General features: G+C 65.4%; 22 protein-coding genes. 15 read left to right on the forward strand and 7 right to left on the reverse strand.

What is annotated here, in order from left to right; genetic code table 11:
• Positions 1-129 precede the first annotated feature (129 nt).
• Together B7Y64_RS12010 and B7Y64_RS12015 are read left to right on the forward strand one after the other, a co-directional pair.
• On the forward strand, positions 130-1,047 hold the full coding sequence (locus tag B7Y64_RS12010) for a 5'-nucleotidase (RefSeq protein WP_291324411.1): 918 nt from the start codon (positions 130-132) through the stop codon (positions 1,045-1,047).
• A gap of 170 nt (positions 1,048-1,217) precedes the next feature.
• Entirely contained in the window at positions 1,218-1,562 is a 345-nt protein-coding gene (locus B7Y64_RS12015; protein WP_366444434.1) for an EF-hand domain-containing protein, read from the forward strand.
• A gap of 171 nt (positions 1,563-1,733) precedes the next feature.
• On the opposite strand, the gene B7Y64_RS12020 is transcribed toward B7Y64_RS12015, so the two are convergent.
• Positions 1,734-2,165: a hypothetical protein gene (locus B7Y64_RS12020; protein WP_291324413.1), complete on the reverse strand. Its 432-nt coding sequence runs from the start codon at positions 2,163-2,165 to the stop codon at positions 1,734-1,736.
• A gap of 18 nt (positions 2,166-2,183) precedes the next feature.
• Here B7Y64_RS12020 and B7Y64_RS12025 point away from each other — a divergent pair, with 18 nt between their 5' ends.
• The gene (locus tag B7Y64_RS12025) at positions 2,184-2,342 is read left to right on the forward strand and encodes a hypothetical protein (protein ID WP_291328959.1); all 159 of its coding nucleotides are present in this window, start codon (positions 2,184-2,186) and stop codon (positions 2,340-2,342) included.
• A 4-nt stretch (positions 2,343-2,346) separates the two neighbouring features.
• Here B7Y64_RS12025 and B7Y64_RS12030 read toward each other — a convergent pair whose 3' ends face one another.
• Both B7Y64_RS12030 and B7Y64_RS12035 read right to left on the reverse strand, forming a co-directional pair.
• On the reverse strand, positions 2,347-2,844 hold the full coding sequence (locus tag B7Y64_RS12030; RefSeq protein WP_291324414.1) for a DUF1854 domain-containing protein: 498 nt from the start codon (positions 2,842-2,844) through the stop codon (positions 2,347-2,349).
• Positions 2,845-2,864: 20 nt separating this feature from the next.
• A complete protein-coding gene (locus B7Y64_RS12035; protein WP_291328961.1) occupies positions 2,865-5,177 on the reverse strand; it encodes an ABC transporter ATP-binding protein in 2,313 nt (770 codons plus the stop codon).
• Positions 5,178-5,368: 191 nt separating this feature from the next.
• Here B7Y64_RS12035 and cphA (B7Y64_RS12040) point away from each other — a divergent pair, with 191 nt between their 5' ends.
• From cphA (B7Y64_RS12040) to B7Y64_RS12050, 3 genes are all read left to right on the forward strand, one after another.
• A complete protein-coding gene (cphA, locus tag B7Y64_RS12040) occupies positions 5,369-7,579 on the forward strand; it encodes a cyanophycin synthetase (RefSeq protein WP_024812878.1) in 2,211 nt (736 codons plus the stop codon).
• A gap of 79 nt (positions 7,580-7,658) precedes the next feature.
• Positions 7,659-10,238: a cyanophycin synthetase gene (gene cphA / locus B7Y64_RS12045; protein WP_291324415.1), complete on the forward strand. Its 2,580-nt coding sequence runs from the start codon at positions 7,659-7,661 to the stop codon at positions 10,236-10,238.
• Entirely contained in the window at positions 10,238-10,744 is a 507-nt protein-coding gene (locus B7Y64_RS12050; RefSeq protein WP_111865804.1) for a CreA family protein, read from the forward strand. The genes cphA (B7Y64_RS12045) and B7Y64_RS12050 overlap by 1 nt, the downstream gene beginning before the upstream one ends.
• 218 nt (positions 10,745-10,962) lie before the next feature.
• Here the strand turns inward: B7Y64_RS12050 and B7Y64_RS12055 are convergent, their stop codons facing one another.
• Entirely contained in the window at positions 10,963-11,619 is a 657-nt protein-coding gene (locus tag B7Y64_RS12055; protein ID WP_291324416.1) for a DsbA family oxidoreductase, read from the reverse strand.
• 281 nt (positions 11,620-11,900) lie between these two features.
• Between B7Y64_RS12055 and B7Y64_RS12060 the strand changes: the two genes are divergently transcribed.
• The 4 genes from B7Y64_RS12060 (at position 11,901) to groL (ending at position 16,959) form a co-directional block, all read left to right on the forward strand.
• On the forward strand, positions 11,901-12,872 hold the full coding sequence (locus B7Y64_RS12060; protein ID WP_111865605.1) for a DUF533 domain-containing protein: 972 nt from the start codon (positions 11,901-11,903) through the stop codon (positions 12,870-12,872).
• A 353-nt stretch (positions 12,873-13,225) separates the two neighbouring features.
• Complete coding sequence (locus tag B7Y64_RS12065) at positions 13,226-14,485, forward strand: SPOR domain-containing protein (protein ID WP_291324417.1); 1,260 nt, start codon at positions 13,226-13,228, stop codon at positions 14,483-14,485.
• A gap of 356 nt (positions 14,486-14,841) precedes the next feature.
• Positions 14,842-15,132 (forward strand): co-chaperone GroES, encoded by a 291-nt coding sequence (locus B7Y64_RS12070; protein WP_291328963.1) that lies wholly within the window; start codon positions 14,842-14,844, stop codon positions 15,130-15,132.
• A 174-nt stretch (positions 15,133-15,306) separates the two neighbouring features.
• Positions 15,307-16,959, forward strand: coding sequence for a chaperonin GroEL (gene groL, locus B7Y64_RS12075; protein WP_024812885.1), 1,653 nt, complete (start codon positions 15,307-15,309; stop codon positions 16,957-16,959).
• Positions 16,960-17,063: 104 nt separating this feature from the next.
• Here groL and B7Y64_RS12080 read toward each other — a convergent pair whose 3' ends face one another.
• The gene (locus tag B7Y64_RS12080; RefSeq protein ID WP_291328965.1) at positions 17,064-17,375 is read right to left on the reverse strand and encodes a DUF805 domain-containing protein; all 312 of its coding nucleotides are present in this window, start codon (positions 17,373-17,375) and stop codon (positions 17,064-17,066) included.
• Between the two features lie 254 nt (positions 17,376-17,629).
• Here B7Y64_RS12080 and B7Y64_RS12085 point away from each other — a divergent pair, with 254 nt between their 5' ends.
• The 5 genes from B7Y64_RS12085 to B7Y64_RS12105 are packed head-to-tail and all read left to right on the forward strand — an operon-like array spanning position 17,630 to position 21,433.
• Entirely contained in the window at positions 17,630-18,115 is a 486-nt protein-coding gene (locus B7Y64_RS12085; protein ID WP_291328967.1) for a DUF1924 domain-containing protein, read from the forward strand.
• 14 nt (positions 18,116-18,129) lie between these two features.
• Positions 18,130-18,618 (forward strand): diheme cytochrome c, encoded by a 489-nt coding sequence (locus B7Y64_RS12090; protein WP_291328980.1) that lies wholly within the window; start codon positions 18,130-18,132, stop codon positions 18,616-18,618.
• 8 nt (positions 18,619-18,626) lie between these two features.
• Positions 18,627-19,397: a cytochrome b/b6 domain-containing protein gene (locus B7Y64_RS12095; protein WP_291328969.1), complete on the forward strand. Its 771-nt coding sequence runs from the start codon at positions 18,627-18,629 to the stop codon at positions 19,395-19,397.
• Positions 19,398-19,412: 15 nt separating this feature from the next.
• Positions 19,413-20,078: a response regulator gene (locus B7Y64_RS12100; RefSeq protein WP_024812890.1), complete on the forward strand. Its 666-nt coding sequence runs from the start codon at positions 19,413-19,415 to the stop codon at positions 20,076-20,078.
• Positions 20,075-21,433, forward strand: a complete 1,359-nt coding sequence (locus tag B7Y64_RS12105) for an ATP-binding protein (RefSeq protein ID WP_291328972.1) — start codon at positions 20,075-20,077, stop codon at positions 21,431-21,433. Before B7Y64_RS12100 ends, B7Y64_RS12105 begins: the two co-directional genes overlap by 4 nt.
• A gap of 99 nt (positions 21,434-21,532) precedes the next feature.
• Here the strand turns inward: B7Y64_RS12105 and eda are convergent, their stop codons facing one another.
• Together eda and edd are read right to left on the reverse strand one after the other, a co-directional pair.
• Positions 21,533-22,165, reverse strand: coding sequence for a bifunctional 4-hydroxy-2-oxoglutarate aldolase/2-dehydro-3-deoxy-phosphogluconate aldolase (gene eda / locus B7Y64_RS12110; protein ID WP_291328974.1), 633 nt, complete (start codon positions 22,163-22,165; stop codon positions 21,533-21,535).
• Between the two features lie 148 nt (positions 22,166-22,313).
• A complete protein-coding gene (edd, locus tag B7Y64_RS12115; protein ID WP_291328976.1) occupies positions 22,314-24,083 on the reverse strand; it encodes a phosphogluconate dehydratase in 1,770 nt (589 codons plus the stop codon).
• Positions 24,084-24,099 lie beyond the last annotated feature (16 nt).

Genomic DNA, 24,099 nt, shown 5'->3' on the forward strand with positions numbered 1-24,099 from the left:
AATGCGGGAGGGGGGACGCCGCCAGTGCGGCGGGGCGGCCCTTGCACGGCGGCCGCTGGTCTGGGCCACGCCCGTTGGGTGGGCTGCGGATGGGGCGCCGCGCGGTGGAGCAACTGATATGGAGGCTCCATGGCCGTGACACTGGACGACAAACTGGTGGTGGCGATTTCGTCGCGCGCGCTGTTCGATTTCGAAGAAGAAAACCGACTCTTCGACCCGGACCATCCGCAAAGCTACATGCAACTGCAGCTCGACCGGCTGGATGTTCCCGCGCGGCCTGGCGTGGCGTTTTCGCTGGTCAAGAAGCTGCTCGCCTTCAACGAGCCCGCGCAGCAGCGGGTGGAAGTGGTGGTGCTGTCGCGCAACGACCCGGTCAGCGGCATGCGCGTGTTCCGCTCGGCCAAGGCACACGGGCTGGCGTCGGTGCAGCGCGGGGTTTTCACGCAGGGGGCGGCGCCGTTTCGCTACCTGCGGCCTCTGGGTGCGCACCTGTTTCTTTCAGCCAACGCGGCCGACGTGAACGAGGCGCTGGCCATGGGCTTCCCCGCTGCCCAGGTCGCCACGCAATCGGCCCAGGCCAGCATCGCCCACCCGCACGAAGTGCGCATTGCGTTCGACGGCGATGCCGTGCTGTTTTCGGACGAGGCCGAGCGGGTTTTCCAGTCGGCCGGACTCGACGCCTTCCAGGCCCACGAGGTCGAAAAAGCCCTGCTGCCGCTGCCGCCCGGGCCCTTCAAGCCATTTTTATCGGCCTTGCATCGGTTGCAGCAAAGCGGTGCGCCGTCCATGCGCATTCGTACGGCCCTGGTCACCGCCCGCGGTGCACCCGCCCACGAGCGGGCCATCCAGACGCTGATGAGCTGGCAGATCGCGGTCGATGAGGCCATGTTTCTGGGCGGCATGCCCAAGGGCGAGTTCCTGCGCGAGTTCGAGCCCGATTTCTTTTTTGACGACCAGACGGGCCATGTCACCTCGGCAGCGCGCCATGTGCCCGCCGGCCATGTGCGCAGTGGCATTGCCAACCAGGGCACGCAGTCGGCCCAGTGAAGTGTCTCTGGGCACATTGGATGTAAACGAGCCATGTAGGGGCCGTGACGGCCGGACAAAACAATGCAACACCCGGTGAAAGCCTGCCTGCACGGCGTTGCAAACCCGCCGGCCAGCCGCAGCTATGTCACCATCGTCCGGTTCGATTCAAGGAGTTTTTTCGCATGCGCATGAAAATCTCGCTGGCACTGCTGGCTGCCCTGGGCTGCACCGTGGCTCTGGCCGGCCCGTTCGTGGCCGCCGCTCCCGCCCAGGCTCCGCTTTCCAAAGGCGAAATCAAGGCCATGCAGCAGTTCAAGATGCTCGACTTCAATGGCGACGGCAAACTCAGCCGCAGCGAAGTCGTGCTCTTTCCGCCTTTGTCCGCCGCATTTGAAGACGCCGACGCCAACCGCGACAACTTCGTGTCTTACGCCGAAGTGCAGGTTTTTGCCGTGAAATACCGCGCAGAACGTGAACGCAAGCGTGCTGCGCAGGCGAATGTGGCGTCGGGCAATCCGGTCGCCAAGCCTTGAGGCAATGCGATAGGTTTCGAAAAATAATGCCAAAATTGCCATCAAGCGCTTACACAGAAAGCGCTTTTAGCTATTTATTCAATAGCAAAAAACCATTGGTAAATGTTGGTCCACTACCCACGCACGGGTTTGCCTGCGGCCCGAGCAGGAGCACAGCCCAAGCCTGACCTTTTACAAGCCCGAGGTGCGCTTGATCTTGGGGTCTGAATAGGTCAACGGCTCGTTCTTGACCTGTTGGGCCAGGCGTTCCTGCAGGGTCATCTTGTTGATGTCCTGTGCCAGCTCAACCGCACTGCCGCTGGCCCGCCACATGGATTGGATGAACTCCAGCAGCTGCTTGGAAATGGGTTCCTTGGGCGGCTCGGGGGGCTCCTCGACCGTTTCTTTTTTCTTGACTTCCGTCCAGTCACGGTTGGGAGCCTCGGGGGCGGAAGGCTTATCGGGCTCGCGCACGATGGCGCCTTCTCCCAGCCGGTCCATGGACTCGACCGGGTTGGGCGCGTTGATGGGGCGCACCGCAGGGGCGCCCGAAGCACCAGTGGAATACAAATCAGCGCCCTGAGGACGCCAGTTTGGCGATCGATCGACAGGTGGCAGTTGCATAACCATGGCCCTTAATGAATGAAAAAGAGAAAGGGCTTTACAGCCTCCTCGTACATTCATAACGGCAAAAAGAAGGGGAAATTAAGCCTTTTTTCGCCTTATGCGCAAAAACAAGGGTTTACCCTCAAAAAAGACGGGTGCGCCGATACCTTTACCTTCTTGCGCCACCTTCCATGATTACTTACAGAAATCGTTCCAGCAACCGCAGGGATTGGCGGTCCAGCACTGTGGTGTCCGGCACCCGAAACTGCATGCCATCCCCCGCAGAAATCAGCAGACACGTGCGCCCGTTCAGCCGGCGAATGTCTTCCTCGGCCTTCAGCACGAACTGGGCGGGCCCTTTATCGGTGACAACGTCCCATGTGCTGGGAGTAGAGAAGCTCGATACAGAAGAGATCTGGCTGATAGTGGGCACAAACTCCCGCACCGCCAGTTCTTCATCAATCAGGCTGCGCGTCGACTCGGGCAACTGGTCCAACCGGTCAATCCAGACCAGCTCATGGCCATCCGGGCCGATGAGGGAAAGCCCTTCGGCGGGCGCCGCAATGGGAAATGCGCGCACGGGCGTGATGCCTTCGTGGGCGGTGCCGTTGGGCAGGGTCAGGACCAGCCGGCCGTGCGGGTTGCGGGCCAGGGTGAATGCAGGCATCGACACGAGGGTGAAGGCGGTGGTGTTCATGGCGGTTCCTTCGGTGTCTGTCACGAATTGCCAGCAGGGTGCGCCGGGTGCAGCAAGCCGCTGTCGATGATGACGCCGGCGGCCTCGGCGTCCTCTTCGGCGCGGCGGGCCTGGGCTTCATACAGCCGCCAGTAGGCGCCCTCTTTTTCCATCAGTTCGTCGTGCGGCCCCACCTCGACCACCTCGCCCCGGTCCATCACCACCAGCCGATCGGCCTTGCGCAGGGTGGACAGGCGGTGGGCGATGGCAATGGTGGTGCGTCCTTGCACCAGGTTATCGAGCGCCTTCTGGATTTCCTTTTCGGTTTCGGTGTCCACGGCCGACGTAGCTTCGTCCAGTATCAGGATGCGCGGGTCGATCAGCAGCGCGCGCGCAATGCTGATGCGCTGGCGCTCGCCACCCGACAGGCCCTGGCCGCGCTCGCCCACCAGCGAGTCGTAGCCGTGCTGCAGGCGCAGGATGAACTCGTGCGCATGGGCGGCGCGGGCGGCCGCAATGATCTCTTCGCGCGTGGCATCGGGCTTGCCGTAGGCAATGTTCTCGGCAATGGTGCCGAAAAACAGGAAGGGCTCCTGCAGCACCAGGCCGATGTGGCGGCGGTAGTCGGCCACGGCAAAACGCCGAATGTCCACGCCATCGACCTGGATGGAACCGTCGCTCACGTCGTAAAACCGGCTGATCAGGTTGACCAGCGTGCTCTTGCCCGAGCCGCTGTGCCCCACCAGGCCGATCATCTCGCCGGGGCGAATGTCCAAATCCAGGTGCTTGATGACCGCGCGGCTGCCGTAGCGAAAGCCCACGTTGCGCATCTGGATCGCGCCCTCCACGCGGGCCAGCTTCACGGGTTGAACCGGGTCGGGCACGTTGCTCACATGGTCCAGGATGTCAAAGATGCGCTTGGCGCCCGCCGCTGCCTTTTGCGTGACCGAAACGATGCGGCTCATTGAATCGAGCCGGCCGTAAAAGCGCCCGATGTAGGCAATGAAGGCCGTCAGCACACCCACGGTGATCTGGTTGTGCGACACCAGCCAGATGCCGAACGCCCAGACCACGAGCAGGCCGATTTCGGTCAGCAGCGACACGGTAGGCGTGAACACCGACCAGGTCTTGTTGAGCTTGTCGTTCACTTCCAGGTTGTGCTGGTTGGCATCGCGAAAGCGCTGGGCTTCGCGCTTTTCCTGGGCGAATGCCTTGACCACGCGGATGCCCGGAATGGTGTCGGCCAGCACATTGGTCACCTCGGACCACACGCGATCGATCTTTTCGAAACCCGTGCGCAGGCGGTCGCGCACGGTGTGAATCATCCAGCCAATAAAGGGCAGCGGCACCAGTGTGACCAATGCCAGCCAGGGGTTGATCGAGAAAAGGATGGCCGCCGTCATGCAGATCATCAGCACATCGGTGACGAAATCGAGGGCATGTAGCGACAGGAACACGTTGATGCGGTCGGTCTCGGAGCCGATGCGCGCCATCAGATCACCCGTGCGCTTGCCGCCAAAGTAGTCAAGCGACAGGCGCAGCAGGTGCTCGTAGGTGGTGGTGCGCAGGTCGGCGCCAATGCGCTCGGACACCAGCGCCAGGATGTAGGTGCGCGCCCAGGAGAGCCCCCATGCAGCCAGTGCCGATAGCAGCAGGCCGCTCAGATACAGCACGACCAGCCCGGGCTCGATCTGCTGGCCGTTCTGGAACGGGATCAGGATGTCATCCATCAGCGGGATGGTGAGATAGGGCGGCACCAGCGTGGCCGCAGTAGAAGCCAGTGTGAGGGCAAAGCCAGCGGCCAGCTGCTTGCGGTAGGGGCGCGCAAAGCGCCACAGGCGCAGCAGCACCCAGGTAGACGTTTGCGGCGGCTGCGCACGCGCGCAGGCGGGGCATTCTTCGGTGTCGGGGGGCAGCGGGGTATGGCACAGGGGGCAGGTGGGCTCGTCGGCCTCTTGCGGCGCCGCACCAGCCACCAGGCCGCGGGCCACCGCCTGCTCGAAGCGCTGCACCAGGCGCAGGGCCTGGGGATGATTGCCCAGGGTGAACCGCCAGAAGGCCAGCCGCGCATCGGGGGCCTGCAGCTCCAGCGTTCCCACCCCGCCATGGTCTTGCAACCGCAGCGCCAGCCCGCCGGACAATGGCCAGGCACGCCAGGCGGCAGCGCCCGGGTCACAGGCCAGGATGCGCTCCGGGGTCAGCACCACCCACCCGGTGGCAAAGCGCAGTTCGGCGCTCAGGTCAACCTGTAACGCCGCCAGCACGTTCTCTTGGGGAGCGAGCATGGCCCGCAAATCGGCCCCTTGGGGGCCAGAAAAGACACCGGAGGCGTCCACAGAATGGTGATGTTGCATAAGTTTGGGTTCTCTGCCGCCAGCGATACAAAGCCGCACGCGGTGCAGAAGCCGGAATTTTGACCGAAACCTGAAGCGCCGGAGCAAACGGCTCCCCCCTCCACCCCTTCAATAGCAAAACTCACGCACAACCGGGCGCACAATTGCACTCCCTGTCCGGCCCGCCCGGTGCCCCTGAACCGCTCCGCAACATGGCAAAAATCGACGATATCCAACTGCTCCGCATCAACTACCTGCGCGGCCCCAACATCTGGACCTACCGGCCGGCACTCGAGGTCTGGCTCGACCTTGGTGTTCTGGAAGACCATCCCTCCCACACCATTCCCGGGCTGAACGACCGCCTCACCACCTGGTTGCCGGCGCTGGAAGAGCACCACTGCGGCGTGGGCGAGCGCGGCGGTTTCCTGCAGCGGCTGCAAGAAGGCACCTGGTGTGGCCATGTGCTGGAGCATGTCGTCATCGAGCTGCTCAATCTGTCGGGCATGCCCACGGGATTTGGCCAGACGCGCAGCACGTCGGTGCGCGGCGTTTACCGCATGGTGTTCCGTGCCCGCGACGAGCAGGTGGCACGCATGGCACTGGCACAAGGCCACCGCCTGCTGATGGCCGCCATCAACGATGAACCTTTTGATGTGCCGTCGGCCGTGGCCAAGGTGCGCACCGAGGTGGACGACCGCTACCTGGGCCCCAGCACCGCGTGCATCGTCACGGCGGCCACCGACCGCGGCATCCCGCATATCCGCCTGAACGACGGGAATCTGGTGCAGCTGGGTTACGGGGCCCGCCAGCGCCGCATCTGGACGGCCGAGAGCGAATTCACCAGCGCCATTGCCGAGGGCATCGCCTCCGACAAGGACCTCACCAAGAGCCTGCTCAAATCCTGCGGTGTGCCCATCCCAGACGGCCAGGTGGTCAACAGCCCTGAAGAGGCCTGGGAAGCCGCCGAGGACATCGGCCTGCCCGTCGTGGTGAAGCCCTCGGACGGCAACCATGGCCGTGGCGTGACACTGGACCTGCGAAAGAAGGAAGACATTGAGGCGGCCTACCACGTCGCCTACCCCGAAGGCAGCGACGTGATGGTGGAGCGCTTCATCCTGGGTGATGAACACCGCCTGCTGGTGGTGGGCGGCAAGCTGGTGGCGGCGGCGCGGGGTGAAGTGGTGTCCATCACCGGCAATGGCCGGTCCACCGTCAAGGAACTGATCGACACCCAGCTCAACTCCGACCCACGCCGGGGCTACGAAGAAGAATACCCGCTCGAAATCATCGACCTGGCAACCGACACCAAGGTGCAGCTCGAACTCAAGCGCCAGGACCTGGGCGCAGACTCCGTGCCCGTCGCGGGCCGCCAGATCGTGGTGCAGCGCAACGGCAACGTGGCCGTGGATTGCACCGACGACGTGCATCCCGAGGTGGCCTACATCGCCGCGCTGGCCGCCAAGGTGGTGGGGCTGGACATCGCCGGTATCGACATGGTGGCGCAGGACATCTCCCGCCCGCTGCACGAACAAGGCGGCGCCATTGTGGAAGTCAACGCCGGCCCCGGCCTGCTCATGCACCTCAAGCCCGCGGAGGGCGCGCCCCGGCCCGTGGGCCAGGCCATCGTCGAGCACCTGTTCCCCGCAGAAGAACACCAAGACGATGACACCGTCGGCCGCATCCCGGTGGTGGGCGTGGCCGGCACCCGGGGCACCGCCACCATTGCACGCCTGGTGGCCTGGCTGCTGCATCTGGGCGGGCGTCACACCGGCCTGGCCTGCCGTGATGGCCTTTTTCTGGACCGCCGCTGCGTGGAATCCGCAGACAGCGCCCACTGGGAGGCGGCCCACCGCATGCTCATGAACCGCATGGTGCAAGCGGCCGTGATTGAAAACGACGCCCGCACCATCCTGCGCGACGGGCTGGCCTACGACCGCTGCCAGGTGGGCGTGGTCACCGACATGGACGGCGCAGAAAACCTGGCCGAATTCGACATCCAGACCCGTGAGCAGATGACCAAGGTGCTGCGCACGCAGGTGGATGTGGTGCTGGACGGCGGCGCCGCCGTGCTCAACGCTGCCGACCCACAAGTGGCCGATCTCGCCCCGCTGTGCGATGGCGACGTGGTGCTGTACGCACAAGACGCCAGCCTGCCCGCCATCGTGGAACACCGCGCCCGCGACCATGGCCGGGCCGTGGTGGTGCGCAACAACCGCGTGGTACTGGCCACGGGCAGCGCGGAGCATGTGCTGGGCACGCTGTCCGAGCTGACTTTCGGGCGCAACGCCATCGTGCCCGACACCGATGCCCTGCTGGCCGCAATTGGCGCCGCCTGGGCGCTGGACATTGCCCCCGACCTCATCGGCGCCGGGATCAAGACTTTCGAGCCCGAACTGCCGTCCGTGAGCACCCTGCCCACCTGATGCCAACCCGTTGTTGATTCCATCACCCTCGAACTGACCGGGGCCTGCCAGCCCTGATGGACCACAGAAAGACACTTTCATGGATGTATCTCGCACCCGGGCCCTGCGCGGCCCCAACCTCTGGAGCCGCCACATGGCCATCGAGGCCGTGGTGGCCTGCGCCGAGTCTGAACAGGCCATCTCCCGCATGGACGGCTTCGAAGCCCGGCTGCGGGCCCTGTTTCCGGCCATCGGCATGTTGCACCCCGAAGGCGGCAGCGGCGATGTCTCGCTCGCCCATGTGCTGCAAACGGCAGCGCTGGCCCTGCAGGCCCAGGCCGGCTGCCCGGTGACCTTTGCCCGCACCACCGCCACGATCGATCCCGGCGTGTACCAGGTGGTCGTGGAATACAGCGAGGAAGCGGTGGGCCGGCAGGCCTTTGAAGATGCCCAGCGCCTCATCAACGCCGCGCTGGGCCAGGGCGACTTCGATGCCGAAGCCGCCATTGCCAACCTGCGAGAGCTGGACGAAGACGAGCGCCTGGGCCCGAGCACCGGCGCCATCGTCGATGCCGCCGTGGCGCGCGACATTCCGTTTCGCCGCCTCACCCGCGGCAGCCTGGTGCAGTTTGGCTGGGGTTCCAGGCAGCGCCGCATCCAGGCCGCCGAAATCGATTCGACCAGCGCCGTGGCCGAATCGATTGGCCAGGACAAAGACCTCACCAAGCGCCTGCTGCACGCGGCCGGCGTGCCGGTGCCGCTGGGCCAGCCCGTGGATACCGTGGAAGAGGCCTGGGAAGTCGCCCTCAAGGTCGGCTTGCCCGTGGTGGTGAAGCCCCAGGACGGCAACCAGGGCAAGGGCGTCACGGTCAACATCACCGACCGCGCCCAGCTCGAAGAAGCCTACAAGAACGCGGCCGACTACGGCACCGTGATGGTCGAGCGCTTTTTGCCCGGCCACGATTTCCGCCTGCTGGTGGTGGGCGACCAGCTGGTGGCCGCCGCCCGGCGTGAGCCGCCCCAGGTGCTGGGCGACGGCCAGCACACCGTGCGCGAGCTGGTGGACCAGGTCAATCTCGACCCGCGCCGTGGCGAAGGCCACGCCACTTCGCTCACCAAGATACGCCTCGATGACATTGCCGTGGCCCGCCTGGCCATGCAGGATTTGACGCCCGATTCGGTGCCCTCCAAGGGCCAGCGCGTCATCCTGCGCAACAACGCCAACCTATCCACCGGCGGCACCGCCACCGATGTGACCGATGACGTGCACCCCGAAGTGGCCGCCCGCGCCGTGGCCGCCGCCCAGATGGTGGGCCTGCACATCTGCGGCGTGGACATGGTGGCCGAAACCGTGTTGCGCCCGCTGGAAGAACAAGGCGGCGGCTTTGTGGAGGTGAACGCCGCCCCCGGCCTGCGCATGCACCTGGCCCCCAGCTATGGCAAGCCCCGCAACGTGGGCCAGGCCATGGTGGACCGCCTGTTCGCCCATGGCGACAACGGCCGCATTCCGGTGGTGGCCGTCACCGGCACCAACGGCAAGACCACTACCGCACGCCTGATCGCCCACCTGTTCACGGCCCAGGGCATGCGCGTGGGCATGACCAACACCGATGGCGTGTATGTGAACGGCCGCCAGATCGACAGCGGCGACTGCAGTGGCCCCAAGAGCGCCCGCAACGTGCTGCTGCACCCCGAGGTAGACGCCGCGGTGTTCGAAACGGCCCGTGGCGGCATCTTGCGCGAAGGCCTGGGTTTTGACCGCTGCCAGGTGGCCGTGGTCACCAACATCGGCGCGGGCGACCACCTGGGGCTGAACTACATCACCACGGTGGAAGACCTGGCGGTATTGAAGCGCGTGATCGTGCAGAACGTGGCCACCACCGGTTATGCCGTGCTCAACGCCACCGACCCCATCGTGGCGGCCATGGCCTCGTCTTGCCCAGGCAAGATCATCTTTTTTGCCAGCGACCGCCACCACCCCGTGATGGCCACGCACCGCGCCCAGGGCCACCGCACCGTGTATGTGGACGGCGACTCCGTGGTGGCCGCAGAAGGCTCGTGGCGCGAAACCATCCACCTGCGCGACGTGCCCATCACGCGCAACGGCAAGATCGGTTTTCAGGTCGAAAACGTCATGGCCAGCGTGGCGGCCGCCTGGGGCGCTGGCCTGCCCTGGCAGACCATTCGCCGCGGTCTTTCGGGCTTTGTGAATGACAGCGACAACGCCCCGGGCCGCTTCAACCTCATGGACTTCAAGGGCGCCACGGTGATTGCCGACTACGGCCACAACCCCGACGCCATGCGCGCCCTGGTCGCCGCCGTCGATGCACTGCCCGGCAACCGCCGCAGCGTGGTGATCAGCGGCGCCGGCGACCGCCGCGACGAAGACATCCGCGAGCAGACCGTGATTCTCGGCGCGGCCTTTGACGACGTGATCCTGTACCAGGACGCCGCCCAGCGCGGCCGCGGCGATGGCGAAGTGATGGCGCTGCTGCGTGAAGGCCTTGCCGGCGCAGCCCGCACCAGGCATGTCGAGGAAATCCGGGGCGAGTTCATTGCCATCGACACTGCCCTGGATCGCCTGCAGCCGGGCGACCTGTGCCTGGTGCTGGTGGACCAGGTGGAAGAAGCCCTGGCGCACCTGGCCCGGCGCTGCGCCGAAGCGGGAGTGGCCGCATGATGGCCGCGCGCCGATGGGCAGGTCGGGCGGCTGTGGCCGGGGGCCTGCTGGCCTCCACCCTGCTGTCGGGCGCTGCGCTGGCCGCTTCCGGTGAAAAAATCGGCACTGTGGACACGGCCTTTCAATGGATCGGACGCGACCACGACATCATCGTGGAGGCCTACGACGACCCCGGCGTGCAGGGCGTGACCTGCTATGTGTCGCGCGCGCGTATCGGGGGCGTCAAAGGCACGCTGGGCCTGGCCGAAGACCGCGCAGAGGCATCGATCGCCTGCCGCCAGGTAGGTGCCATCAGCATCCCTGAGCCGCTCAAGAAGCAGGAAGAAGTGTTCAGCGAGCGCATGTCGATCCTGTTCAAGCGCCTGCGCATCGTGCGCATGGTGGACCCGGCGCGCAACACGCTGGTCTACCTCACCTATTCAGAAAAGCTGATCGACGGTTCGCCCCAGAACAGCGTAACCGCCGTGCCGGTGGACCGCGCCACGCCGATTCCGCTGCGCAAGTGAACCGGCGGGCGCTATGCCGGAGCAGCCCTTCAACGCCTTTCATCCTGGGCTAGTCGAAGGGCCTGCCCCTTGCATTCAGGCGGTAACAAACCCAGCCTTTGAGGATGGGTCACGCACCCGTTCACATGGGGCACCCGGCTGGTTTTTTAATGAAATCAGCCTCTAGCCCTTACCCTTAAAGCGCTAACAGCTATTAATTTAATAGCAAATCAACCTCATCAACCCTGCGCCGCAATCTGGCGCAGCGCCTGTACGAACACCTCCACCGGCTGCCCGCCCGAGATCAGGTGGCGGTCGTTGATGATGATCGCGGGCACCGAGTGAATGCCCTGCTGCTGATAGAACTGCTCGCGCTCGCGCACCTCGGTGGCATAGCGGTCCGAGGCCAGCAGCTCGCGGGCGGCATCGGGGTTCAGCCCCACCTCGCCCGCCACCCGCACCAGCACTTCGTGGCTGCTGGGGTCCTGCCCATCGGTGAAATACGCCGTGAACAGCGCATGTTTGAGCGCTCGCTGCAGGCCGTGCTCTTGCGCCCAGTGCAGCAGGCGGTGCGCATCAAAGGTGTTGTAGATGCGGCTGCGCTTGTCCATGCCGAAGGTGAATCCCAGCTCGGCACCGCGCGCGGCAATGGATTCGCGGTTCTTCTGGCTCTGCTCGGGCGAGGCGCCGTACTTTTCGTGCAGGTGCTCGCCAATGTCCTGGCCTTCCGGTGCCATCTGCGGGTTCAGCTCGAAAGGCTGAAAGTGCAGGTCGACCGCGACTTCATCCTTGAGCCTGTCTGCCGCCTGCTCCAGCGCCTTGAGGCCGATGATGCACCAGGGGCAGGACACGTCAGAGACGAAATCAATCTTGAGGGCAGTGGGCGTGGCAGTCATGGCAAAGTGGCTCCGGCGGGCAAAAGCTGCATGGTAGTGACTCGGCAATGCCTGCGCCGCCAGCGGGGCACTGCGGCTACAGGCGAGGTATTTGCAGCGCCTGGTTGTGCCACGCCATTGCCTGGCACCCGCCCACAATTCCACACAAACTGTGGCGTTGAAACAAGCTTGCCTAGACTGCATCTGTATGAACGGCACTTGCACAGCACCGCGTTGGTGCTGCGCCAAGGCGCTTGCTATCCGCCCCTCACCATTTTTAACGCCGCACGAGACCTGCCACCATGAACCTGGACCAGCAAAAATCCATTCTTACCATTGCCCTTTTGGCCGCATTTGCCGACGGCAGCAAGGACGACACCGAGCGCGAGGAAATCCGCCGCCTGGCCCAGTCGCTGGCTGGCGACGCGGGCATGGCCGACCTGCCGCGCATCTACCAGGACGTGCTGCTGCAGCGCACCAGTGTGCAGGCGGCGGCCAGCGCCTTGGGTGACCCCATGCAGCGCCAGCTGGCCTACGAAATGGCGGTGTGCGTGTGCGATGTGGACGGCCGCCAGACGGCGGCCGAGCGCGACTTTCTGGCCACGCTCAAAACGGCGCTGCAACTCGATGCCCAGCAGACTGCGGCGTTTGACCAGGAAGCCGATGCGCTGGTGGATGTGGCAGAAAAAGCCATCCCGCCCACCCTGCCTGCAGTAGCAGCACCGGGTACCGCGCCCGCTGCCCCCGCCACGGGCACATCGGATGCGGACCTGGACAAATCCATCCTCAACTACGCCCTGCTCAACGGCGCACTGGAGTTGCTGCCGCAGTCGTGGGCGTCGATGGCCATCATTCCGCTGCAGGTGAAGATGGTGTATGGCATTGGCAAGGCCTACGGCGTAGAGCTGGACCAGGGCCACATCAAGGAATTCATCGCCGCCGCCGGGGTGGGCCTGACCTCGCAATACCTGGAGCAGTTTGGCCGCAAGTTGCTCGGTGGCCTCTTGGGCAAGGCAGCGGGCAAAACCCTGGGCCGCATGGGCGGTGCCGCCACCGGCATGGCGTTTTCGTTTGCCACCACCTACGCGCTGGGGCAGGTAGCCCGGCGCTACTACGCGGGCGGCCGGGTGATGAGCACGGCCATGCTGCGCGAAACCTTCCAGAACCTGCTCGGCCCCGCCAAGCAACTGCAGACGCAATACCTGCCGCAAATCCAGCAGAAGGCCGCTACGCTGGACGCAGGGCAGATCCTGGCGATGGTGCGGGGGGCATAAGCAACCCACAGGGCCGAGCCTCGCCCCGCATGATGCTGGGTGGCGGGTGGCGGGGCCGGCGCCATAAGGCTGGAGCCGTTCGCGTTGCACTCGTGAAACGGTTTCACCCAGTGCGAACGGTGCGTGCTGCACCCCATCGGCACCATCAATTTTAATAGCTGCCAGCGCTTTACCTAAAAGGGCTAGCGGCCGTTTTGGCATATATTCCACGGCCCACGCACCTGCACTTCCAACCCGGCGCCTCCCGCAGGGCCCGGCGGCCGCCTCTGCAACTGCGGGCAAGGGCAGCTGCGCCGTTGCAACACCACGGTCAAACCCCGTGGCCTGCGGATCGGCACATGCCAGAATCAGCCATGCACGCCACCACGGAATCTGCAGAAATTACCGCACAGCTGCCGTCGAAACCCCGGTCCGACAGCGCCTTGACGGCCCTTTACAGCGCGGCGCTGGGCCCCGTGCATCTATCCCGCTATCTGCCGATTTTTGCGCGCTTCGATGAGGCGGGCCGCACCACCACCAGCTGGAACTGGGCCGCCAGCCTGTGCACCCTGAACTGGATGGTGTTTCGCCAGCTGTGGGGCGCAGCGCTGGTGTATGTGGCGGCGGCCGAGGGCGTGGCACTGCTGGTGTTCGGCGTGGGGCGCCCGCTGCTGGAGTGGCCCGAGGCGGTGGAATGGGGCGTGGCGGCGGCTTTTGTACTGCTCAGTTGTGCCGTGCCCGGCCTTTACGGGAACGCCCTGCTGCATGCCGATACCCACAAAAAAATAGCGCGGGCCCTTACTGCCACGCATACCCTCAACGAAGCCTGCGCACTGCTGGCGCGGCAAGCCAGCTCCTGGAAACGGCTCGCCTGGCTGGTGGCTGGTAATCTGGCCTTGGCGCTGGCCGCTGCCGGTGCCTATCTGGCAATGCCTTCCACCGGCACGGCGGGGGCAGACTCTTCCACGCCCGTTGCCCCGGTTCGCCCCGTGCCTCCCGAACCCGCTGCGCCTACCACGCCACCCGATGCGCTCCTGCAGCCAGCCACCATGCCGACCCAGCCTGTGGCGTCCGAACCCGCAGCACTGCCGTCGCCAGCAGCGACCGACAGCGCCACAGCGGGCCAATTGCCCACCTCGGAAACAATGCCTACCCCAGTGCCAGCGGCAGCTCCCGAGCAGGCTCCTGCTCCTGCTCCCGCTGCTCAACCACAACCCGCTGCCTCCTCCCCTCCTGCCGCAGCGCCCCTGGCGCAGGCCGCAGACAAGGTCGCACCCCCAAAACGCCCATCGCCGCCCCAAGCCAAGGCCAGGGCATCCACTCCCGACGCCCCGGCAGCACCGCCAGACACCACTGCCTCCGCCAGCACCGCCCAACCCCTGCCAGCGGTCGGCACTGCGCCGGGCTATTACATCAACGTTGGTCTTTTTGCCGAAGAAGCCAATGCCCGCAAGGCCCAGGCGCGGTTGCTCAACGAGGGCCTGCCGGCCTTCCGGCAGGAAACACGGGTGGGAAAAAAGCGCCGGCTAAGAGTGCGGGTGGGACCCTACAGCGACCGCACTGCCGCCGACGCAGCCGCCGTCACCATACGTGCCATGGGACTGGAAGCGCTGGTGGCCCGGCAGGGGGCCTGAGTAAGCTCAATGACTCCGATCCACATGATTGGGAGCAAAAACAGGCGCAAGTGCTTGCTGGCATTGCCCAATTAGCCTTTATTTTTGCGGCACTCAACCCCCCGCATAAACGCACGGCCAGGTGAACGCAACACGGTCTGGCCAGGGCACACCCATCAGGGTGACTGCACGCTGCAACCCCACCCAAAATCCCCCGCTCGCACAGGGGCGTCTTGAAATGGCCACAAATGCCCGTATCATTAGCACTCACCCCAAACGAGTGCTAACAAGGCGCTGGTGCGGAGGAAGTTTGGTGGCGTCCGAAACTTCGGGTGCTTGTAATCCGGCTATTTTTTTCAGTCAACAGGAGCAATGCAATGAATCTTCGCCCTCTGCACGATCGCGTGATCGTCAAGCGTATCGAAAGCGAAACCACGACCGCCTCCGGCATCGTGATCCCTGACAACGCCGCTGAAAAGCCTGATCAAGGTGAAGTGCTGGCCATCGGCCCCGGCAAGAAGAACGACAAGGGCGAGCTGATCGCCCTGAACGTGAAGGTCGGCGACCGCGTTCTGTTCGGCAAGTACTCGGGCCAGACCGTCAAGGTCGGCGGCGACGAACTCTTGGTCATGAAAGAAGACGACCTGTTCGCCGTTGTCGAGAAGTAATTGCTACTGCGCGGCCCACATGCGTCGTTGGGCGGTGCTCGGAGTCCTCACGTACAGGGAGTACGTTCCGGTTCCTGCGCTCCGTCCGCCTAGCCTGTGAACCGCTCGCTACGCAATTCTTTTCCCGACACAGTCATCTGTTTCACAAATTTTTAGATATTCAGGAGCTCCATCATGGCAGCAAAAGACGTAGTTTTCGGCGGCGAAGCCCGCGCACGCATGGTTGAAGGCGTGAACATTTTGGCCAACGCGGTCAAGGTGACTCTGGGCCCCAAGGGTCGCAATGTGGTGCTGGAGCGCTCGTTCGGCGCCCCTACCGTGACCAAGGACGGTGTGTCCGTGGCCAAGGAAATCGAACTCAAGGACAAGCTGCAGAACATGGGCGCCCAGCTCGTGAAGGAAGTGGCCTCCAAGACCAGCGACAACGCTGGTGACGGCACCACCACCGCCACCGTGCTGGCACAAGCCATCGTTCGCGAAGGCTTCAAGTACGTGGCCGCCGGCATCAACCCGATGGACCTCAAGCGCGGTATCGACAAGGCTGTGACGGCCCTGGTTGCCGAGCTGAAGAAGGCTTCCAAGCCCACCACCACCTCCAAGGAAATCGCACAGGTCGGCTCGATCTCTGCCAATTCCGACGAAACCATCGGCAAGCTGATCGCTGACGCCATGGACAAGGTTGGCAAGGAAGGCGTGATCACCGTGGAAGACGGCAAGTCGCTGGAAAGCGAACTGGACGTCGTGGAAGGCATGCAGTTTGATCGCGGCTACCTGTCGCCCTACTTCATCAACAACCCCGAAAAGCAATCCGCGATTCTGGACAACCCTTTCGTGCTGCTGTTCGACAAGAAGATCAGCAACATCCGCGACCTGCTGCCCACGCTGGAGCAAGTGGCAAAGGCTGGCCGTCCGCTGCTGATCATTGCCGAAGAAGTCGAAGGCGAAGCCCTGGCTACGCTGGTGGTCAACACGATCCGCGGCATCCTGAAGGTGGTGGCTGTCAAGGCTCCTGGCTTCGGCGACCGTCGCAAGGCCATGCTGGAAGACATCGCCATCCTGACGGGCGGCAAGGTCATCGCAGAAGAAGTGGGCCTGACCCTCGAAAAGGTGACGCTGGCCGACCTCGGCACGGCTGCCCGTATCGAAGTGGGCAAAGAAAACACCATCATCATCGACGGCGCTGGCGCAGCTGCTGACATCGAAGCCCGCGTCAAGCAAGTGCGCGTGCAGATCGAAGAAGCCACGTCCGACTACGACCGCGAAAAGCTGCAAGAGCGCGTGGCCAAGCTGGCTGGCGGTGTTGCCGTGATCAAGGTCGGCGCTGCCACCGAAGTCGAAATGAAGGAAAAGAAGGCCCGCGTGGAAGACGCACTGCACGCAACGCGCGCAGCTGTGGAAGAAGGCGTTGTGGCCGGTGGTGGCGTGGCCCTGCTGCGTGCCAAGCAAGCCGTTGGCACCTCCATCAAGGGTGACAACGCTGACCAGGACCACGGCATTGCCCTGGTGCTGAAGGCCATCGAAGCGCCTCTGCGCGAAATCGTGAACAACGCCGGCGGCGAAGCCTCGGTGGTGGTGAACGCTGTGTTGGCCGGCAAGGGCAACTTCGGCTTCAACGCTGCCAACGACAGCTACGGCGACATGCTCGAGCTGGGCATTCTGGACCCCACCAAGGTCACCCGCACGGCGCTGCAAAACGCAGCATCGGTGGCATCGCTGCTGCTGACGACCGAGTGCATGGTGGCTGACGCTCCGAAGGAAGAAGCCGGTGCTGGCGGCGGCATGCCTGACATGGGCGGCATGGGTGGCATGGGCGGCATGGGCATGTAATTGCCTGGTCCTCGCGCAGCCGCGCTGGCTGCGCAGCCCCACGAAAAGCCCGCAGGTCTTTTGGCCTGCGGGCTTTTTTCATGCCACGCGGCCAGGGGCTGCGTTTAGCCGTTGGCCGACGCGTCGCTGGGCTGCACCCACCAGTACAGAAGCACCAGAAAACCGATACCGGTGAGCAGCAGCAGTTGCCACCAGCCCGTGCGGCCGATGTCGTGCAGGCGGCGGGCGCCCACGGCCAGTGCCGGCAACAGCAACGCCAGCGATGCGATGCCGTTGATCACATCGCCCAGCATGCTGGCGGCCACCATAACCAGCACCTGGAACAGAAAAAACCACCAAAACTCGGAGCGTTTTGCCCGCCCCGAAAACGTGGCGTACTGCCCCAGACACGACTTGATTGCCTGAACAAAATCCATGGTGAATTCCCTCTGTCTTGGTTGAATGCTGACGAATTGCGGGCGAGTGCCCCGGAGCATGATAGGCGGGCAGTGCGACAAGTGCGTGTGCGTGGCCACGTCCGTCGGATCGCTGCAGCGGCGTCGACCCGCACCCCCATTTGCTACTACTTTAATAGCTATTAGCGCTTTATAAATAAGCACCAGAGGCAATTTTGACCATTATTTTGACGAAATGACCTGCGGCGGCCTTGGCGCTCCTTAAGCCATTCTTCATGCCCGCCCTGCACCATGGCGGCATGCAAAAACAACACCCCATCTCTCTCGCACGCATGGTTGCGCTGCTGGCGCTGACCTTTGCCCTGGTACCGGCCCACGCCGGCGACACCACCGCCGCCTCGCAGATGCAGCGCTGGAGCGATGTTTCCGGCAAGTCGGTCAACGCCGAGCGCGGCCGCGTGTTTTTCACCAGCCGCCATGGTGGCGAATGGTCGTGCGCCTCGTGCCATGGCAATCCGCCCACCACGCCCACGCGCCACGCCAGCACGGGCAAGACCATCACCCCGCTGGCGCCGGCCTTCAACCCCGAGCGCTTCACAGACCAGGCCAAGGTGGACAAATGGTTTCGCCGCAACTGCAACGACGTGCTGAGCCGTGAATGCACCGCCGTCGAAAAGGCCGATGTACTGGCCTGGCTGCTGCAGTTCGACGCCAAAAACCCACCCCCACCCGCCCCCGCCCCCGCCAAGGACAAGCCATGAACCGCAACTCCTTGATGATTCCCCCCGCGCCGCTCCTGCGCACCACTGGCCGTTTTGCCACGCTGCTGGCGCTGGCCTGCGCACTGCCCGCCGCCTGGGCTGACAGCCGCCAGATGCCCGCCAGCGCCATGCTGCCGGTCTACAAGCAGGAGTGCGCCGCCTGCCACATGGCCTACCCGCCCGGCATGCTGCCCGCCAGTTCGTGGAGCCGCATGATGAAAGGGCTGGACCAGCATTACGGCACCGACGCCTCGCTGGATGCGGCCATGGTGCGCCAGATCGGCACCTGGCTCGAAGCCCATGCGGGCACCTACAAGCGCGTGCGCGAGGCGCCGCCCCAAGACCGCATCACCCAATCCGCCTGGTTTGAGCGCAAGCACCGCGACGTGGAGCCGGCGGTGTGGAAGCGCGCCGCCGTGGGCAGCCGCGCCAACTGCATGGCCTGCCACACCCGCGCCGACCAAGGTGACTTTGACGACGACCGCGTCCGCATTCCGAAGTGAGAACCGCCATGACTTCTGACACCCTTTCTTCAGCCTCGCCCTCTTCAGCTTCCGCGCCGTCCCCGGCGCAAGCGCAAACGCCCCGGCCTGCCACCCGCCGCGTGGTCGATGCCACCACGCGCATGCTGCACTGGCTGATGGCGCTGAGCTTCACGGCGGCCTATATCACCGCCGATGGCGAGCGCTGGAGACTGGTGCACGTCACGCTGGGCTACACGCTGGCGGGGCTGGTCGTGGCACGCCTGCTGTGGGGCGTGTTCGGACCGCGCCAAGTGCGCATGTCGGTGCTGTGGCGCAAGCTGCAGGGGCTGCCGGCATGGTTGAAGTCCCTGGCCGCGGTGCGTTCACCCTCCGCTCTGCAGGCCACCTGGCGACCGGGGCAAAACCTGCTGATGGCACTGGCCGTGGCGCTGATCCTGGCGCTGGTAGCGCCGCTCACCCTCAGCGGCTACGCGGTGTGGGACGAATGGGGCGGCGAATGGCTGGAGGAAGTGCACGAGTTCTTTGGCAACACCCTCTTGTTCGTGGTGCTGGCGCACATCGGCCTGATCGCCCTGCTGAGCGTTCTGCGCCGTAAAAACCAGGCACTGCCCATGCTGACAGGCCGCGTGCAGGGCCCCGGGCCCAATCTGGCCCAGCGCAACCATGGCTGGCTCGCCGCCGCCGTACTGGCCTGCGTGCTCGCATTCTGGACGTGGCAGTGGAACACTGCGCCCGAGCTGCCCGCTGGCGATGCCGCACGCTGGAGCGAGAATCACCATGATGATGACGACGACTGACTGAAAGCACCCTCCATGCGCATCCTGCTGGCCGAAGACGACGAACTGCTGGGCTCGGGCATCCGCGCCGGCCTGGCGCAAAACGGCTTCCAGGTGGACTGGGTGCGCGATGGCGTGGCGGCCGAGCGTGAGCTGGCCACCGGCGCCTACCAGGCTGCCGTGCTGGACCTGGGCCTGCCACGGCTGGATGGCATGGAGGTGCTGCGCCAGGTGCGCGCACGGCGCAACACCACGCCCGTGCTGGTGCTGACGGCCCGCGACGCGGTGCCCGCGCGCATCGCCGGGCTGGACGCGGGCGCTGACGACTACCTCATCAAGCCCATCGACCTGCATGAGCTGGCCGCCCGCCTGCGCGCCCTGGTGCGGCGCGCGCACGGCCAAAGCGAAACCCGGCTGGTCGCTGGCAACGTGGCGCTGGACCCGGCCGCCCACCAGGTGCTGGTGGATGGCCAACCCGTGGAGCTGTCCAACCGCGAATACGACCTGCTGCACGCGCTGCTGCTGAACGCCGGGCGTGTGCTCAGCCGCGAGCAGCTGGAGCAGCGCCTGTACCAGTGGGGCAGCGAAATCAACAGCAACGCCGTCGAGGTGCACATCTACCACCTGCGGCGCAAGCTGGGCGCGGCCCTGATCGAGACCGTGCGCGGCGTGGGCTACCGCATCGCACGGGAGCCGGCATGAGCAGCGCTGCCGCCCCCCGCACGCCACGCTCGCTGCAGACCCGGCTGCTGACCACGGTGCTGGCGCTGGTGCTGGTGGCCTGGGGCGTGGCCGCAGCGCTGGCCTGGCACGAAACCGATGACGAAGTCAGCGACCTGCTCGACGCCCATCTGGCGCAGACCGCCGCCCTGCTGCGCCTGCAACCCCTCGATGAACTGGACGAAGACCGCCTGAACGAAGCGCCCGAGCTGGATAAGCACCAGCCGCGCGTGGTGTTCCAGCTGTGGCACGAAGACCAGCTGCTGGCCCGCTCGGCCAGCGCGCCGCAGGAGCCCCTGACGCAGCGGCGCAAGCGGGGCTTTGCGGACAGCCAGGTGGATGGCAAGGCCTGGCGCGTGTTCGTCACCCAGGGGCGAGAAAGCGATGTACGCATTGTGGTGGGCGAGCTGCAATCGGTGCGCCGCGAGATCGTGCAGGCCAGCCTGACCAGCATCCTCAAGCCGATGCTGTGGGCCATGCCATTGCTGGCACTGGGCATCTGGTGGGCGGTGCGTGGCTCGGTGCGGCCGCTGGGGCGCCTCGGAAACGCCGTAGCAACACGCCAACCGCAGTCGCTCGCGCCGCTGTCCATCGAAGGCGTCCCGCCCGAGGTGCTGCCGCTGGTGACAGCGTTGAACGAGCTGTTCCAGCGCATGGCCCGGCTGCTGGCCACCGAGCAGCAATTCACGGCCGATGCGGCGCACGAGCTGCGCACCCCCATCGCCGGCATCCGCATGCAGGCCCAGGTGGCACAAGGCGCCACAGACGCACATGAACGAGCGCAAGCGCTCGAAGCCACCGTCCAGGGCTGCGACCGGGCCACCCGGCTCGTGGAACAACTCCTGCAACTGGCCCGGCTGGATGCCGAAGCCACCCCCGACCGCAGTAGCACGCCGCTGGCCGACGTTGCGCGCCAGGTGGCCGCCGATCTGCAGGCTACGGCAGAACGCCGGCACCAGCGCATCGTGCTGCGCGAGCCGATAGCGCCCGGCGTGCACATCCCGTTGCCCGAGCCCCTGGCGCGCGTACTGCTGCGCAACCTGCTGGACAACGCCTTGCGCTACAGCCCGGAGGGTGCCGAGGTGCAGCTGCAGATAAACGAGCTAGGCGATGGCCACGCGCAATTGAGCGTGGAAGACAGCGGCCCCGGCCTCACACCCGAAGAACAAGCGCGCCTGGGAGAACGGTTTTTTCGCGTGCTGGGCACCGGCCAAAGCGGCAGCGGACTGGGCTGGTCCATCATCCAGCGCATTGCGCGCCTGCACCATTTGCAGGTCGGCACCGACACCAGCCCGGGGCTGGGTGGGCTGCGCGTCACGGTGCGCTGGAAGCCTTAGCCCGGCATTCTCCGCAGCCACACCGCACCAAAAATACTCCATTTTTAATAGCTGCCAGCGCTTGTTAAATAAGCGCTAGAGCCACTTTCCATCAATATTTCAGTCGCCACCACGCCCCAAGGCCTGCGCGGCCCGTGCCAGCTGGGTGATGCGCGCCCAGTCGCCAGCACGCACGGCATCGGCGGGCGTGAGCCACGAACCGCCCACGCAGCGCACGTTGGGCAGCGCCAGGTAGTTGGGGGCGGTGATCGGGGTGATACCCCCCGTGGGGCAAAAGCTCACCTGGCCAAACGGGCTGGCCCAGGCCTTGAGCAGCGGGATGCCGCCCACGGCCTCGGCCGGAAACAGCTTGAGGAACGAGAACCCGTCGGCCAGCGCCGCCATGATCTCGCTGGCCGTGGCCACGCCGGGCAGCAGGGGCAGGTTCAGGCCCTGGCAGGCTCGGCCCACTTCGGACGTGTAACCCGGGCTCACGGCAAAGCGGGCACCCGCCTCGCTGGCACGGCGGGCATCGTCCGCATGGAGCACCGTGCCCACGCCCACCACAGCCTCGGGCAGCTGGCGGGCAATGGCTTCGATGGCCGGCAGAGCCACCGGCGTGCGCAAGGTCACCTCCAGCACTTTCACACCACCGGCCAGCAGCGCCTCGGCCAGGGGCAGCGCGTCGGCCACGCGGTCGATCACGATCACCGGGATGACGGGGCCATGGCTGGCGATATCAAGCGGGTTCATAAGTGTTGTGTTCCTGAGGACTGGGTGCCGCGCACGGCGGTTGAAACGGTCGCGATGCAAAGCCAGGGCCACCGTGGAACTGGCTTTGCCAGGCCAGTGGTGGCGTCCCCCCGGGGGGATGACGCGAAGCGGCTCAGGGGGCCAGCCTTTACATCCATGTGCAGGCTCCTTGTTCTGCACCGCCTGCATGGCGGCGAAAGTTGGCGAATAGCTCGCGGCCAAAGCCGGTGGCGGCGGGGGCGTTGTACGGCGCGGGCGTGCGGGCGGCCCACTCGGCTTCATCCACCAGCACATCCAGCGTGCCGGCCACGGCATCCACGCGCACGATGTCACCGTCGCGCACCTTGGCCAGCGGGCCACCGGCCAGCGCCTCGGGCGTGACATGGATGGCAGCGGGCACCCTGCCCGAGGCCCCGCTCATGCGCCCATCGGTCACCAGCGCCACCTTGAAGCCCCGGTTTTGCAGCACGGCCAACGGCGGGGTGAGCTTGTGCAGCTCGGGCATGCCATTGGCCTGCGGGCCCTGAAAGCGCACCACGGCCACCATGTCCTGCTGCACCTCGCCTGCGCTGAAGGCGGCGAGCAAGGCCTCTTGCGAATCAAACACACGCGCAGGCGCCTCGATGATGTGACGGTCTTCGGGCACGGCTGAGACCTTGATCACCGCACGGCCCAGGCGCCCTTGCAGCAAGCGCAGCCCGCCGGTGGGCGAGAACGGCAGAGTCACGGGGCGCAGCACGGTTTCGTCACCCGAAACCGCCGGGGCCCCCTGCCCGCCTCCGGCAATGCCACCCGCGTTCACGCTCATCACATCGGGGTGCATGAGGCCGCCAGACAACAGCTCGCGCAGAACCCACGCAGGGCCGCCTGCCGCCTGGAACTGGTTCACATCGGCATCGCCATTGGGGTACACGCGGGCCAGCAGCGGCACAGCAGACGACAGCTCATCAAAGTCGGACCAGTCAATCAGAATGCCCGCACTGCGCGCAACGGCCACCCAGTGGATGAGGTGGTTGGTGGAACCGCCCGTGGCCAGCAGCGCCACCATGGCATTGACGATGCAGCGCTCGTCCACCAGCCGCCCGATGGGTGTGAACCGCTGGCCGCGTTTGCCGATGTCCAGCACCGTGCGCAGGGCCTGGCGCGTGAAGGCTTCGCGCTCTTCGGTGCCCGGTGGCGCAAAGGCCGCGCCGGGCACATGCAGGCCCATGGCTTCGAGCAGCATCTGGTTGCTGTTGGCCGTGCCGTAAAACGTGCAGGTGCCGGGGCTGTGGTACGAGGCCGTTTCGGCCTGGAGCAAATCTTCGCGCCCCACCAAGCCCTGGGCGTACTGCTCACGCACCTTGGCCTTGTCCTTGTTGGGCAGCCCGGTACCCATGGGCCCGGCAGGCACAAACACGCAGGGCAAATGTCCGTAGTGCAACGCGCCAATCAAAAGGCCCGGCACGATCTTGTCGCACACACCCAGCAGCAGTGCGCCATCAAAAACATCATGGGACAGCGCTACCGCAGTGGCCATGGCAATGGCATCGCGCGAGAACAGCGACAGCTCCATGCCGGGCGTGCCCTGCGTGACGCCGTCGCACATGGCGGGCACGCCGCCAGCCACCTGCACCGTGGCCTGGTGGCGGGCCGCTTCGTCACGCAGGATGGCGGGATAGCTCTGGTAGGGCTGATGGGCCGACAACATGTCGTTGTAGGCCGTCACAACGCCGATGTTGGGCGCCTTTTCAACCGTGACCCGGAACTTGTCGGCGCCCGGCAATGCGGCGAAGGCATGGGCCAGATTGGCGCAGCCCATGCGGTCTTGGGAGGGTTGGCGGTGGATCATGGAATCCACGCCGACAAGATAGGCGGCGCGGGTGCCTGCGCTGCGCTGGGTGATGCGAGCCGTCACGCGCGCTACAACTGAATGCATGGGATGCTCCATCCGG

Source organism: Acidovorax sp. 35-64-16 (genome assembly GCF_002281195.1).
GTDB lineage: Bacteria > Pseudomonadota > Gammaproteobacteria > Burkholderiales > Burkholderiaceae_C > Acidovorax > Acidovorax defluvii.

Bases quoted from the DNA above. Each gene is read 5' to 3' on its own strand.
- B7Y64_RS12105 (WP_291328972.1), top strand. From the start codon at position 20,075: ATGAGCAGCGCTGCCGCCCCCCGCACGCCACGCTCGCTGCAGACCCGG.
- B7Y64_RS12060 (WP_111865605.1), top strand. From the start codon at position 11,901: ATGAACCTGGACCAGCAAAAATCCATTCTTACCATTGCCCTTTTGGCC.
- B7Y64_RS12090 (WP_291328980.1), top strand. From the start codon at position 18,130: ATGATTCCCCCCGCGCCGCTCCTGCGCACCACTGGCCGTTTTGCCACG.
- groL (WP_024812885.1), top strand. From the start codon at position 15,307: ATGGCAGCAAAAGACGTAGTTTTCGGCGGCGAAGCCCGCGCACGCATG.
- B7Y64_RS12030 (WP_291324414.1), bottom strand. From the start codon at position 2,844: ATGAACACCACCGCCTTCACCCTCGTGTCGATGCCTGCATTCACCCTG.
- cphA (WP_291324415.1), top strand. From the start codon at position 7,659: ATGGATGTATCTCGCACCCGGGCCCTGCGCGGCCCCAACCTCTGGAGC.
- B7Y64_RS12050 (WP_111865804.1), top strand. From the start codon at position 10,238: ATGGCCGCGCGCCGATGGGCAGGTCGGGCGGCTGTGGCCGGGGGCCTG.
- B7Y64_RS12085 (WP_291328967.1), top strand. From the start codon at position 17,630: ATGCCCGCCCTGCACCATGGCGGCATGCAAAAACAACACCCCATCTCT.
- B7Y64_RS12070 (WP_291328963.1), top strand. From the start codon at position 14,842: ATGAATCTTCGCCCTCTGCACGATCGCGTGATCGTCAAGCGTATCGAA.
- B7Y64_RS12055 (WP_291324416.1), bottom strand. From the start codon at position 11,619: ATGACTGCCACGCCCACTGCCCTCAAGATTGATTTCGTCTCTGACGTG.
- B7Y64_RS12080 (WP_291328965.1), bottom strand. From the start codon at position 17,375: ATGGATTTTGTTCAGGCAATCAAGTCGTGTCTGGGGCAGTACGCCACG.
- B7Y64_RS12010 (WP_291324411.1), top strand. From the start codon at position 130: ATGGCCGTGACACTGGACGACAAACTGGTGGTGGCGATTTCGTCGCGC.
- B7Y64_RS12065 (WP_291324417.1), top strand. From the start codon at position 13,226: ATGCACGCCACCACGGAATCTGCAGAAATTACCGCACAGCTGCCGTCG.
- B7Y64_RS12015 (WP_366444434.1), top strand. From the start codon at position 1,218: ATGAAAATCTCGCTGGCACTGCTGGCTGCCCTGGGCTGCACCGTGGCT.
- edd (WP_291328976.1), bottom strand. From the start codon at position 24,083: ATGCATTCAGTTGTAGCGCGCGTGACGGCTCGCATCACCCAGCGCAGC.
- B7Y64_RS12020 (WP_291324413.1), bottom strand. From the start codon at position 2,165: ATGCAACTGCCACCTGTCGATCGATCGCCAAACTGGCGTCCTCAGGGC.
- B7Y64_RS12095 (WP_291328969.1), top strand. From the start codon at position 18,627: ATGACTTCTGACACCCTTTCTTCAGCCTCGCCCTCTTCAGCTTCCGCG.
- eda (WP_291328974.1), bottom strand. From the start codon at position 22,165: ATGAACCCGCTTGATATCGCCAGCCATGGCCCCGTCATCCCGGTGATC.
- B7Y64_RS12035 (WP_291328961.1), bottom strand. From the start codon at position 5,177: ATGCAACATCACCATTCTGTGGACGCCTCCGGTGTCTTTTCTGGCCCC.
- B7Y64_RS12025 (WP_291328959.1), top strand. From the start codon at position 2,184: ATGAAAAAGAGAAAGGGCTTTACAGCCTCCTCGTACATTCATAACGGC.
- cphA (WP_024812878.1), top strand. From the start codon at position 5,369: ATGGCAAAAATCGACGATATCCAACTGCTCCGCATCAACTACCTGCGC.
- B7Y64_RS12100 (WP_024812890.1), top strand. From the start codon at position 19,413: ATGCGCATCCTGCTGGCCGAAGACGACGAACTGCTGGGCTCGGGCATC.